This is a genomic window from Erythrobacter longus (assembly GCF_000715015.1).
Lineage (GTDB): Bacteria > Pseudomonadota > Alphaproteobacteria > Sphingomonadales > Sphingomonadaceae > Erythrobacter > Erythrobacter longus.
On the sequence record NZ_JMIW01000001.1, the window covers coordinates 967,746 to 980,652 of the forward strand.

10 protein-coding genes are annotated in these 12,907 nt (G+C 59.8%); 6 read left to right on the forward strand and 4 right to left on the reverse strand.

The window, feature by feature from the left end; all coding sequences use genetic code 11:
- The first annotated feature begins 53 nt into the window (after positions 1–53).
- Together uvrB and EH31_RS04765 are read left to right on the forward strand one after the other, a co-directional pair.
- Positions 54–2,249 carry an excinuclease ABC subunit UvrB gene (gene uvrB, locus EH31_RS04760; protein WP_034958385.1) on the forward strand — a complete coding sequence of 732 codons (2,196 nt, stop codon included), beginning with the start codon at positions 54–56 and terminating at the stop codon, positions 2,247–2,249.
- A 77-nt stretch (positions 2,250–2,326) separates the two neighbouring features.
- Positions 2,327–2,863, forward strand: a complete 537-nt coding sequence (locus EH31_RS04765; protein ID WP_152553454.1) for a hypothetical protein — start codon at positions 2,327–2,329, stop codon at positions 2,861–2,863.
- Here EH31_RS04765 and EH31_RS04770 read toward each other — a convergent pair.
- On the reverse strand, positions 2,860–4,968 hold the full coding sequence (locus tag EH31_RS04770) for a protein-disulfide reductase DsbD family protein (protein ID WP_241765823.1): 2,109 nt from the start codon (positions 4,966–4,968) through the stop codon (positions 2,860–2,862). The two genes, EH31_RS04765 and EH31_RS04770, sit on opposite strands and share 4 nt — an antisense overlap.
- A 90-nt stretch (positions 4,969–5,058) precedes the next feature.
- On the opposite strand from EH31_RS04770, the gene EH31_RS04775 reads away from it, so the two are divergent.
- Positions 5,059–6,288 carry an FAD-dependent monooxygenase gene (locus EH31_RS04775; protein WP_034958389.1) on the forward strand — a complete coding sequence of 410 codons (1,230 nt, stop codon included), beginning with the start codon at positions 5,059–5,061 and terminating at the stop codon, positions 6,286–6,288.
- 240 nt (positions 6,289–6,528) lie between these two features.
- On the opposite strand, the gene EH31_RS04780 is transcribed toward EH31_RS04775, so the two are convergent.
- The 3 genes from EH31_RS04780 to hemC form a co-directional block, all read right to left on the reverse strand.
- On the reverse strand, positions 6,529–7,440 hold the full coding sequence (locus tag EH31_RS04780; protein WP_241765824.1) for a hypothetical protein: 912 nt from the start codon (positions 7,438–7,440) through the stop codon (positions 6,529–6,531).
- A 125-nt stretch (positions 7,441–7,565) separates the two neighbouring features.
- Positions 7,566–8,243 carry a uroporphyrinogen-III synthase gene (locus tag EH31_RS04785; RefSeq protein ID WP_034958392.1) on the reverse strand — a complete coding sequence of 226 codons (678 nt, stop codon included), beginning with the start codon at positions 8,241–8,243 and terminating at the stop codon, positions 7,566–7,568.
- A 10-nt stretch (positions 8,244–8,253) separates the two neighbouring features.
- The gene (gene hemC / locus EH31_RS04790) at positions 8,254–9,165 is read right to left on the reverse strand and encodes a hydroxymethylbilane synthase (RefSeq protein WP_081853254.1); all 912 of its coding nucleotides are present in this window, start codon (positions 9,163–9,165) and stop codon (positions 8,254–8,256) included.
- Between the two features lie 87 nt (positions 9,166–9,252).
- Here hemC and tsaD point away from each other — a divergent pair, with 87 nt between their 5' ends.
- From tsaD to EH31_RS04805, 3 genes are read left to right on the forward strand one after another with little or no spacing between them, the layout of a single operon-like run.
- Positions 9,253–10,308 (forward strand): tRNA (adenosine(37)-N6)-threonylcarbamoyltransferase complex transferase subunit TsaD, encoded by a 1,056-nt coding sequence (gene tsaD, locus EH31_RS04795; protein WP_034958394.1) that lies wholly within the window; start codon positions 9,253–9,255, stop codon positions 10,306–10,308.
- Positions 10,305–11,318: an NAD(P)H-dependent glycerol-3-phosphate dehydrogenase gene (locus EH31_RS04800; RefSeq protein WP_034958395.1), complete on the forward strand. Its 1,014-nt coding sequence runs from the start codon at positions 10,305–10,307 to the stop codon at positions 11,316–11,318. Before tsaD ends, EH31_RS04800 begins: the two co-directional genes overlap by 4 nt.
- A 56-nt stretch (positions 11,319–11,374) precedes the next feature.
- Positions 11,375–12,871, forward strand: a complete 1,497-nt coding sequence (locus EH31_RS04805) for a lipopolysaccharide biosynthesis protein (RefSeq protein ID WP_051698999.1) — start codon at positions 11,375–11,377, stop codon at positions 12,869–12,871.
- Positions 12,872–12,907: the final 36 nt, after the last annotated feature.

The following is a 12,907-nucleotide window of genomic DNA, read 5'->3' on the forward strand; positions in this document are numbered from 1 at the left end:
AGAGCGCTCATCCGCGCTTCACAACAGGCTTATCGTGTACCATATCTGTTCGCATGAGCGAACTGGTTATCCGAAGAGGCCTTCAAGAGCCCGAAACAGGCGAAGATTTCACCCCCCACCGCCCCGCACGGCCGGAAAAGTCGATGCCGGGAAAACCGTTCAAGCTGGTCTCGGATTATGAGCCCGCTGGCGACCAACCTACGGCAATTGCGGAACTTGTCGCGGGTGCGCGCGAGGGCGAACAGACGCAAACGCTTTTGGGCGTCACCGGCTCGGGCAAGACCTTTACGATGGCGAGCGTCATCAATGAATTGCAGCGCCCTGCGCTCATCCTTGCGCCCAACAAAATTCTCGCCGCGCAATTATATGGGGAGATGAAAAGCTTCTTCCCCGAAAACGCGGTCGAGTATTTCGTCTCCTACTACGACTATTATCAGCCCGAGGCCTACGTCCCGCGCTCCGACACTTATATCGAGAAAGAGTCGAGCGTGAACGAGGCGATCGACCGCATGCGGCACTCTGCAACGCGCGCTCTGCTTGAACGCGACGATGTGGTGATCGTGGCCTCTGTCTCGTGCCTTTACGGTATCGGATCGGTCGAGACATATTCAGCGATGATCTTCGACATCAAAAAAGATGAAAGCGTCGATCAGCGCGAGCTTATCCGAAAGCTCGTCGCCCTTCAGTATAAACGCAACGATGCCGCCTTTACCCGAGGGTGTTTCCGGGTGCGCGGCGACAATCTGGAGCTTTTCCCAAGCCACTATGAAGACATGGCGTGGCGTATCAGCTTTTTCGGGGACGAGATTGAAGAGATTGCGGAATTTGACCCGTTGACGGGCAAGACCGGCGCAAAACTGGACCGTGTTCGGGTCTATGCAAACTCGCACTATGTGACGCCGGGGCCGACGATGAAGCAGGCCGCCGAAGCGATCAAATTTGAACTGGCGGAGCGTTTGAAAGAGCTTGAGGCCGAAGGGCAATTGTTGGAGCATCAACGGCTTGAACAGCGCACCCATTTCGATCTTGAGATGATTGCGGCGACCGGCTCTTGCAATGGGATCGAGAATTACAGCCGCTTCCTCACCGGACGCCTTCCAGGGGAGCCGCCGCCCACACTGTTTGAATACCTGCCCGAAAATGCGCTCCTTTTCGTGGATGAAAGTCACCAGACCGTGCCGCAAATCGGTGCCATGGCAAAGGGCGACCACCGCCGCAAAATCACTCTGGCGGAATATGGCTTCCGCCTGCCGTCCTGCATCGACAATCGTCCGCTTCGGTTCAACGAATGGGACGCGATGCGCCCGCAAACCTTCTGCGTCTCGGCCACTCCGGGTCCGTGGGAGATTGAACAGACCGGCGGCGTGTTTGCCGAGCAAGTCATCCGCCCAACCGGCCTGATCGACCCGCCGGTCGAAATCCGCCCCGTCGAAGATCAGGTGCAGGATTGCATCCAGGAATGCCTTGCGACCGCCAAAAAGGGGTATCGCACACTTGTCACAACCCTGACCAAGCGGATGGCCGAAGACCTCACCGAATTCATGCACGAAGCGGGCGTTCGCGTTCGCTATATGCACTCCGATGTGGAGACTTTGGAGCGGATCGAGCTTATCCGTGACCTGCGCATGGGGGTCTATGATGTGCTGATCGGCATCAACCTGCTGCGCGAAGGGCTCGACATCCCCGAATGCGGATTGGTCGCTATTCTGGACGCGGATAAAGAAGGGTTCCTTCGCTCAGAAACAAGCCTTGTTCAAACCATTGGCCGCGCGGCGCGTAACGTCGATGGCCGGGTGATCCTTTACGCTGATCGCATCACGGGCAGCATGGAGCGCGCGATGGCCGAAACCGACCGCCGCCGCGAAAAACAGCGCGCCTATAACGAAGAGCACGGGATCACGCCGACGACGATCAAACGCGACATCGCCGACATCGTCGCCCACACCGCCAGCCAAGATGGCGTCACCGTCGATCTGGAAGACGATGCGACCAACAATCTCGTGGGCCACAATCTTCGCGCCTACATCGAAGACCTCGAAAAACGGATGCGCGATGCAGCGGCCAACCTCGAGTTCGAAGAAGCAGGCCGCCTTCGCGATGAAATCCGGCGGCTTGAGAATGATGAGCTGGGCCTGCCGGACACTGAGAAAAAAGCGCCAAGGGTTGGCCGTTCTGATGCAGGCCGCGCTGGCACGCGAAACACACGCTACGGCAAGAAACGGACGAAGTTTATGGGTGGTAAGCCGTGAGGTTGCTCGCATTCATACCTCTCCTCGCCCCTTTGCTTCTGGCGACCGCGTGCAAACCGCCTCCGACGGACGCGGGTATGCTGCGCGATATGCCTGAGGCTGAGCCGACTTTTGCCTCTGAACCGCTGCCCTCGCCTGAGACCGAAGGCGCGGTGTGGGCGCTTTCCACACGGTCCGACAAACGGATCATTTATGGCGTTCCGGGCGACCCGGCTCTCCTCGCATTGGCGTGCATCGAGAGCCCCGAGGCAAGTGCCCCGCAGGTCGAAATCTCGCGCTTTGCCTCTGCTGACGAAGGAGCTGGTGCGCTTCTGGCGCTTGTGGGCAACGGCCATATCGGACGCATTGCGGTGGATGCGAGCGAAGTGGGCGAGGACATGTTCTGGCAAGGTAGCCTTGATGCTAGCGATGATGCGTGGGCTCCGCTTCTGGGGCCACGCGAACTGACATCAACCGTGCCGGGCGCTGGCATGGTGACCTTGAACCCGAGCGCATTACCGGGCCTTTTGATCAAGGCTTGCCAGGACGGCACCGCGATTGAGGAGGCAGCCGTCGCCGAAGACGCTCCCCCCGAAGAGGTAGCGGACGAGGAAGCGTCACCGCTCCCGCGCTAACGATCTTTTTGGGCCCGCTCGCTCAACATTTCAGGGGTGAGAACCTGCGGCAATTGCTCCGGCTCTGCGACGCCCGGCTCATACCACAGGTAGAGCGGCACGCCTGCTGCGCCTTGCTCGGTCAGGAACTGCGTAATTTCTTCATCGCGCACGGTCCAATCCCCCACAATCGCGACAACGCCTGCATCGGCAAAAGCTTGCGCCGTTGCCTCGCGCTCGATCGCGACGCTTTCATTGACCTTGCAGGTGACGCACCAATCGGCGGTGAACCACACGAACACCGGCTGACCTGAATTGCGCGCCTCGGCCAATGCCTCACGGCTGAAGGCTTGGGGTTCGAGCAAGGAGGCCGAAAGGTCGCGTGACGGCGGCGCATAGGCATAGGGCAGCGCGAAGGCTCCGAAAATGAGGAAGGGCGCAACCACAAGGCCAAAGGCGGGCCAGGCCATTTTGCCCGCCTGCTGCAAACGTCCGACGATAAACAGCGCAAGCACAATCCCGAACAGCATCACCAGCGCAAAACCGCCAAACCCGCGTCCACCAAGCTGCACCGTCAACCAGATCAGCGCCAGCGCGGTGAGCCCCATGGGAATTGCCATTGCGCGGCGGAACGTCTCCATCCACGCACCGGGCTTTGGCAACATTTTGCGCAAGGGGGGGACAAAGCCGATGAGGAGGAACGGCAGCGCCAGCCCAAGTCCCAGCATCGCAAACAACAGCAGCGCCAATGGTGTTGGAAGCAACAAAGCTGCGCCCAAAGCTGCTGCCATAAATGGCCCTGTGCACGGCGTCGCGGCAACGGCTGCGAGAAGCCCGGTGGCAAATGCGCTTCGCCCGTGGCCCCCGCCTGTATCCACGCTGGGAAGCTCAAAAATGCCGGCAAAGTTCAGAGTGATAACCGTGGCGAGCACCAGAAGCACGATCACAACGCCGGGGCTTTGCAATTGGAACGCCCAGCCGACCTGCTCTCCCGCAGCGCGAAGGGCCAGCATAATCCCGCCCAGCGCCACACAAGCCAGCACCACGCCGGCAGTGTAAGCGAGCCCTTCCGCCCTCGCCTCGGCCTCGCCTCCGCCAGCACGCGCGAGGCTGATCGCCTTGAGGCTGAGGATTGGAAAGACACAAGGCATGATGTTGAGGATTAGCCCGCCCACAAGCGCGCCCAGGATGAGAGTCCACAAAGGCGGGGCCGCGCCCTCAGCGCTGTTCATCACCACCAGCCGCTCCCCACCGACCGCGACCTCGCCGCGCGCCGCGACAAAGCGAACGCCTGTCTGTTCGTCAAAGGCAAGAATGCCCTCAACCCGCTCCGCTTCGCCTGTGCCGAATTCGCTTAAGGGGATTTCGACAACCAATCGGTCGCCATCGCGCCAGAAGTTTTGGAACGGGGCGTAGTCCACCAATTGGGTGTTGGCGATAAAGACGTGCGGGTCGGAAAGCTCCACGCTTCCCGGCAAAGGGATGCCGAGACGCAACGCCCCATCGGTCACAGTAAAGGTCGCGCTCGCATCCAGCATGGGCGCGACTTCAGCACGCCAACGCGCAAAATCTCCACCCAGGACACCGGCCTGCCCTGCGCTAAACGCCGCACCCTGTGGCACGCAAATTTCGTCTGTGCAGGCAAGGTATTCGACTATGCCAGTGACCTCGGGGATACCCTCGATCACTGCGTCCGCTGGCACCTTAACAGGCACCAGAACCGCATATTCGCCTTCGTAAATGTGGTTCATCAGCTCTGCGATCAGGAGCCTTTTGGGCACGGGATACAATGCCTCGCCCGCTTGCCAGCCTTCTGGCAGATCAAGCTCCAGCTGCATCCCCAGCCCTGCATCACCCGGATTTGCCCAATAGCCATGCCATTCCGGCGCGCTTGGCGTAAATCGCAGGGCCAGCATCCAAGTCTCGCCCGCACGCGGTGCACCATCAGCGAACAGATCGACCGAAATCCGGTCATCGCCCGCGCGCTCTATCCGGGTCAGAGCCCGCTCGCGCTCAGCGTCCACCTCTTGCGCCCACAACGCCGTCGGAAACGCCAAAAGCGCCGCAATTGCCAGCAAAAGGGCTTTAAACCATGCATGAATTGCAAATGGGGATGCAGCGAACACGGCTTGCCTCTGGTTGGTGGGTGAACCTATTTAGGCCCTAGCGATATAGTTGGTCTTCGCAAAGAACACTTGAAGGGTTACGAGGCATAAATGAGCAATAACGCAGATTCTGAAACCCGTGACCTTTTGATCCTTGGCGGCGGCCTTGTCGGCATGGCCCTTGCCCTTTCGGCTGCGCGTCAGGGTATTTCCAGCCATGTGATCGACCGCGCGGACCCGGCAGAGCTTACCAAAGAAGGTTTTGACGACCGCGCCACCGCGATCTCCACGGCAAGCTGGCATATGTTCACCAATATCGGGATTGCCGATTATCTCGAACCGTTCGCCTGCGACATCGCCAGCATTGCAGTGACCGATCAGAACAAGCCGGGCCGCCTCGATTTCACCCCTGAACCGCATGAGGGAACCTTGGGCCGCATGTTCCCCAATCGCCGCCTGCGCTTGGCCCTGTTTGAGGCCGCTGCCAAAGAACCTCTGATCAATTGGGTGCCCAAAGCGGAAATTGTCGAGCGCGAGCGCAGCGAATTTGGCGTTGCTGCCGTTCTGGATGACGGGCGCAAGCTGAAAGGCCGCTTGATGATTGCCGCCGAAGGGCGTCAGTCGCCCACCCGCGATGAGGCCGGGATCACGATTGCGAAATGGGATTACAAACACCGCGCGATTATCGCCGGGCTCACCCATTCAAAGCCGCATGGCAATGTCGCCTGGGAAATCTTCTATCCCGCTGGCCCCTTCGCGCTTCTGCCGATGAAGGATGATGCGGACGGCACTCACCGATCAAGCCTTGTCTGGACGGTATCGGAAGCAGACGGCAAGGGCGTTACAAAACTCGGCGACCGCGCTTTCATCGCCGAGATTGAAAAACGCATGAAAGGCGTGCTTGGCGATGTGACCAGCGTTGGCGCACGGTCAAGCTATCCATTGGGCTTTCACCACACCGCGAAAATCACCGACGAACGCCTTGCCTTAATCGGGGATGCAGGACACGGCATTCACCCGATTGCGGGACAGGGTCTCAACCTTGGCCTTCGCGATGTCGGCGCTTTGGTACAGGTTCTCGTCGAAGGTGCGCGCCTTGGGCTTGATCCGGGCGATCCGGAGAATTTGAAACGCTATGAAACATGGCGCGGGCTCGACAGCTTTATGGTGGCGCTTGCAACCGATGGCCTGACCCGCATTTTCGGAGTGCCAACCGGTGCCGCCAGCGCGGTTCGCCGCCTTGGCATGGCAGCGGTCCAGCGCACGCCCATGCTCAAAACCTTCTTCATGGACGAAGCGCGCGGTGTTTCAGGCGATTTGCCGGAGCTTTTGAAAGCGTAAGCCACGCCTTTCCTACATCCAAGAGCTGCGTCATACTTGGCGCTTCGCTCTTTCAAAACTTCATACCCGCTCAAAATTCTTTTGGCGCAATTCTTTTTGTGATGTGTCTCATAGGGTTAAAATTTTTAGCCCTTGAAAACAATGCCTTGGGAGGATGTAGGACAATCCTATGAGACACATGTGTCTCATAGGGTGCCATTTTGCGTTCGCCACCTTGGGGAAATTTTACGGATTTACAGCCTAATTATCGCCGTCAACCGGACTTGGCTGGCTGACCACATTGCCCGCCCCGTCGCGAAGCCCGCTTTGATCAAGAACCGCTGCGGTTTCGATCACTTCAAGCGCTTCCATCGCGGCCTTGTAGCGTTCTGCATCGGCGATCCATGCCTCGGCCTGTGCGGCGCCCGGCATGCCTTTGATCTCATCAATCGCGTTTTGATACCGCCCCTGTTCAAGCGCGGTGCGCGCCCGTTGCAAGCGAAGCTGGGGCTGAGGCGAAGGCGTGCTTTCACGGCGTATTACGAAAAGTTCACCAATCTCGCGCCGAACCCTCGTCCAGCTCAGCCCTTCCTCCGTCTTCACCAATTGGGGACCAAGCCCGTCAAGACGCGCAGTGAGATTATCGATGCGCAAGGGGTTGCGAGAAAAGCTGATGATGGTGCTGACCGCATTGGGCCATTGGTCGGAAAAGCGCAGGCGCAATTGGTCAGCGAGATAGCCAAGCTCTGCCCCCCGCTCGACTGCACGCCGCGTGGCAAAAGCAATCAGCAAACCTTCTGCGCGCGCCGCATTTCCAGCCGCCGCCTGAGCCTGAAGATCAAGCCGTGCGAGCCGCTGTTCTGCCGCTGCCAAGCGTTGATCAATGCCACCTTGTTGGTCGACAACACCGCGCACGACCTCTGCCGCGCCTTCGGCATCGCCTTCTTCAAGCGCGGCAACCGCCTCTGCCAAAGGCGTAGGGGAAGCAGACACAGTCGCGCTAGGAGTGGGCGAGCCTTCGCCTTCAACAGGAGACGCCGCTGGCAAATCCGGGGTACCCTGCTGAGCGGTAAGGCTCGGCTCATCGGGTTGAAGATTGTACCACACAATATAGCCGGCCAAAGCGCCGCCAAAGCCAAAAGAGGCCAAAGCGGCAAACAAGACACCCCTCATAGAGGATGGCTTCTTTCGGCTGCCAAATTTTGAGTCCATCGTCGGTTACCTTGCGTGCCCGTTCTTTTGATCTCTTCGGTGTGTTTTATCGTGTTTTGCCCGAAGAAATTGCGGGTTTGTCCCTTCTATATGCACATTGAGCGCGCCAATACCAACATTGCGGCATCATTTGGGGTGTCGCAGACGTGGATATCGGCCCATCCCTTGCCCGCAGCTGAAGCGACGCGGGGACCGATTGCGATAAGGGTGATACGCCCGCGATGGAGCGCCATGCGGCGCGCTTCGGCATCGAATTGACGCGCAGCGGCAGCAGAGTGAAGCAGGACGGTGAGCCCCAATTCCTGGATTGCGCGCAAGGGTTCGGGCAATTCCATCGGGACCGCTTCGTAAACGATGCGCGTGTCCATTTCGACGCCTTCGGGAGTTTCGAGCGGTACATGCTCTGCGCCCGCCAATCGTAACAATCGAGTGCCAGAAGGGATGGTGTTCAAGACATTTTGCAACCCGCCAGAGCCAACCGCAGCAACGCTAAACCCGGCATCGCGCGCCGCATCGGCGGTGGCGTTGCCAACGGCGTAAACAGGTTTTTCAGTGAGCCTTGCCAGAGCCTTGCCGCCATGACGAAAAACATTCGCGCTCCCGCTCAAAAGCGCGTCCACCCGGTCCGCTTGCGGGCAGTCCCAAGTGCAGGGCCGGATTTCAAAAAGTGGATAACCAATCGCATTGAGCCCCATGTCCGAGGCGGCCGCAAGCGTCGCGCCAAGACCGGGCTCAGGCCGCACGACAAGGATCATGCCGCTCATGGTAACCGCCTTAAGACGCGCCGCCAAAATGCGGAGCGATACCCGGCGTTGCACGCGCCAAAAGGTCCTTGGCAAGCGCTTTGACAGGAGCCAAATCGAGCGCGTCGAACACGGCCTCACCCTCGATCCGTTCGGTTCCATCGGGGCTGAAGAGAGCCGCACGCATGGTCAAACCCTCGCCTCCTGGCTGGCACAAAACAGCGATAGGCGAGTGGCACGTGCCGCCAAGCTCAGCCAGAAGCGCACGCTCCGCCTCAAGCTCGACCCGCGTTCCATGATCGTCAATTGCGGCAAGCATAGCCTTGGTCGCTTCGTCGGCGGCACGGCATTCAAGGACGATTGCCCCTTGCGCCGCCGCCGGGATCCACTCGTCAACTTCAAGCGGTGCGCCGACCGCGCTTTCGCCCAATCGCTCCAGTCCAGCAGCAGCAAGGAAAGTCACATCCGCCTCGCCCGCCTTCAATTTGCCAAGCCGGGTGGCGACATTGCCTCTGAAAGTCACAACCTCACAATCGGGGCGTAGATTGAGGAGTTGTGATGCACGGCGCGGGGCCGATGTGCCGACCACTGCGCCTTGGGGAATGTCGGCAATGCTAGCCGCGCCCACAAGGCAATCGCGCCGATCAGCCCGGGGCAAAACCGCGCCAAAGCCGAATTGACTGGGACGGATCGTCTCCACATCCTTTGCCGAATGCACAGAGACATCAATGCGCCCCTCGCCAAGCCAAACGTCAAGCTCCTTGGTCCACAGCGCTTTACCGCCGATTTCGGCCAGAGGCCGGTCGAGCACTTTGTCGCCGCTCGCCAGAACAGGCACAAGCTCAACCTGCTCCTTGCTCCAACCGTGCGCCTTGCAAAGCCGGTCGCGTGTTTCAAACGCCTGCGCCATTGCAAGCGGCGAATTTCGTGTTCCCAGACGCAAGGTTACCGCGCGTTCAGTCTGATTACTCACCAATCAAGTCTCCCGTCACGCTTGCTCTAGCGGGCACAAACACTAGATGGAAGCACCATGGGCTCTGATCCTCACATTGTTTTGGGCATTGAATCGAGCTGCGATGAAACCGCGGTGGCCTTGGTTACGTCCGATCGGCGCATTCTGGCGCAGCGCATCGCAAGCCAGGAAGAAGAGCACGCGCCCTATGGCGGTGTGGTCCCGGAAATCGCGGCGCGCGCTCATGCACAGCGGCTTGCCCCCATGCTTGAGGCGGTGTTGGGCGATGCAGGGCTGTCCCTGGACGCGGTTGATGCAATTGCCGCAACCGCAGGGCCGGGCCTCATCGGCGGGGTGATGGTCGGCCTTGTCAGCGGGAAGGCGCTCGCGATGGCATCGGGCAAGCCGTTGATCGCGGTCAACCATCTGGAAGGTCACGCGCTGTCCCCGCGCTTGGCCGACGAGACACTCGGCTTTCCCTATCTCCTTCTGCTCGTCTCGGGCGGGCATTGCCAGATTTTGAGCGTTGAAGGCGTTGGAACATACCGCCGCCTTGCGACCACCATCGACGATGCTTTGGGCGAGGCGTTCGACAAGACGGCCAAGATTTTGGGGCTGGGTTATCCCGGTGGGCCAAAGGTGGAGAGGCTGGCGATGGAAGGTGATCCCAAATCCGTGCCCCTTCCCCGCCCTCTCAAGGGATCAAAAGAACCGCATTTCTCCTTTGCTGGCCTCAAAAGCGCAGTTTTGCGCGCGCATGAAAGCGGCGATCATTCTGATGCAGACATCGCCGCCAGCTTCCAACAGGCCGCCGTCGATTGCCTGATCGACCGGCTGGAAAAAGCGCTTGGGCAAGCTGGCCCTCACCCCGCTTTGGTTGTGGCAGGGGGCGTTGCGGCCAACCAGGTGATCCGCAGCGCGTTGGAAGCGCTTGCCAGCCGCCACCAGATGCAATTTGTCGCGCCGCCGCTTCAACTGTGCACGGACAATGCCGCGATGATCGCATGGGCTGGCTGCGAGCGGCTTATCCAGACACCTGATTTTGCAGGCGATCCGCTGGATTTAAAGGCGCGCCCTCGTTGGCCGCTTGATCCCGATGCAGAGGCGGTGCGCGGGGCGGGAGTAAAGGCATGAAGACCAAAGAAACCATCGGCGTCGTTGGCGCAGGCGCCTGGGGCACTGCCTTGGCTCAAATGCTGAGCACAGATGGGCGCGATGTCGTTTTGTGGGCGTTCGAACCCGAGGTGGTCGAGGCGATCAACAGTGACCATCGCAACCCGCAATATCTGCCCAGCATCGCGCTTTCCAACAGCATTCGGGCAACCCGCGACCTTGGCGAATTGGCCGATCTCGACATCGTCCTTGCCGTTACCCCGGCGCAGGTTTTAGGCCGCGTTATCGAAGGGCTCACCCGCGCCCCGCGCGACCTCGTGCTTTGTTCAAAAGGCATCGAGGCAGGCACCGGGCGGCTGATGAACGATGTCGCACGCGCCGCGTCGCCGGGCAGCGCGATTGCGGTTCTTTCAGGCCCCACATTCGCGCATGAGGTTGCAGGCGGCCTGCCCACCGCAGTCACTTTGGCATGCGAAGGGGGCCGTGATCAGTGGGAACGCCTTTCTCCCGCAATCGCGCGGCCTGCGTTCCGACCCTATTATTCAGACGATGTGACCGGCGCAGAAATTGGCGGGTCGATCAAGAATGTGCTCGCTATCGCCTGCGGCGTGGTCGACGGGCTTGGCCTTGGCCAAAACGCGCGCGCCTCTCTTATCGCACGCGGCTATGCCGAAATGCTGCGGTTTGGGGAGGCTATGGGCGCGCAAGCCGAAACGCTCGCAGGATTGTGCGGACTTGGCGATCTTGTGCTGACGTGTTCGTCTACCTCCAGCCGCAATTTCTCGCTTGGAAAGGCGCTGGGCGAAGGTCGATCAGCAGCCGAATTGATGGCCGACCGCACAACGGTTGCCGAAGGCGCGCACACCGCGCCGGTGCTGGCAGAGCTTGTCCAAACGCGCGATCTGCCAATGCCCATTGTCATAGCGGTAAACGCAATCCTTGAAGGGGAGCATCCGCGCGAAGTGGTCGCATCGCTTCTTGCGCGTCCCCTCACCGCCGAAACACCCGGCGACCAGTTGGACATTGCGTGAGCCAGCCTCCGATCACACCGGTCACCACGCCCCCGCCCGATAAAGGCGGCGATGATATGGCAACGCTCGCCAAAGGCGGGCGCACCAATACGCTTGGCTTTATCTTGCGATTGTTGGGGGGCTTGCCGTTCCTGTTCGTCGGATTTCGCCTTTATGGCGTTGATGAAATGGGCCGATTTGCTGCGGCCTTTGTCGTCATTGAGATATTCGCTCTTATTTGCGCATTGGGTGAAAAACGCGGGCTGGCACAGCGCCTTACCGAAGGCATCGAGACCGACGAGGATACGCCCGCAAACCTTGTGTTTGACGCGATGCTGGTCTCGCTTGTCGTGTCAGGCCTTGCGTGCCTGCTCCTGATAACCTTTCCAGCGATCATTTTTCCCAACGGCACGGGCAGCGATTTCGACATGTGGATGATTGCGGCCATCCCAGCGTTCGCTCTCACCGAAATCCTGCTCGCCGCCCAAGCGTATCGTTACGATATCGCCACGACCGTGCGCGCTCGGGCCGTGGTGGAGCCTTGGGTCAAATCCATTGGGATCACTGCGTTCTTCTTTATCCCTGCGCTCGCTGGCGGGGGCATTGCACTCGCTTTTCTTGCAGCGATTTATGCAGCCCTTCTCACCGCGCTTTATTCCTTCCTCCGGACCTATGGTCTTCCCAAGGCATGGCGGCCGCGCCCACGCTATCTCAGCAAGATGACTTCGCGCGCACTGCCTTTGATCGGCGCAGATGTCATTGAACGCGGCACGCGGCTACTGGACGTTTTCCTGCTCGGTCAGTTTACCTCCGCTGGTACGGTGGGCATTTACTGGTTCGCAAAGGAAGTCGTCAGCCTGCCGCAAAAGCTCAAAACCAGTTTTGAACCGATCCTGGCCCCCGTCATCACCAAGAACCTCAAGACCGGCAATATGGATGCAATCGCGTCCCAAGTGCGGCAGGTCGGCTTCTGGATTATTGCATTGCAGGCCGGGATTGCCTTGACGCTCGCTATTCCTGGCGAGGCGGTCATGGGGCTTGGCGGTCCAGAAATCGTCGGAGGTACGGGCGCGCTTGCGATCCTGCTTGCCGCCGAAGTTATCGCCTCCATGGCTGTCGTCTCGGAAAGCGTGCTGGTATACATTGCGCGCAAACGGAACCTTGCGATTTCAGTGGGCGTGATCACCTTGCAAGGGACGCTGAGTGTCGGTTTCATCCTTCTGGTCCAGCATTGGGGTTATCCCGAGGGCTTCCAAGCAGCAGGCGCAGCAGCCGCGCTTTTTGTCGCGCTTGGGGTTGCCAGTCTGGTTAAGTCCCTGGTCCTCAAGACACTGCTTAAGGCTCCGGTTTCCAACTGGCGCTGGCCGCTGGTATGGGCAGCCGCTCCCGCTGTGATCGTTGGCTTTATCTTTACCGAGTTCACACCTGAATGGGTGGAGATCATCATCGGCGGCCCGGCGATCTTTGCCGCTTACTTCTGGGTCATCTGGAAGTACGGCTTCGACGAGGCAGACAAGGTCTTGTTCCGTAAGAATGTGGCCCCAATCGATAGTGATCTGAACGCATCAAATTGACCGCGATAATCAAGGCCGATGGCGACATGGCAGACG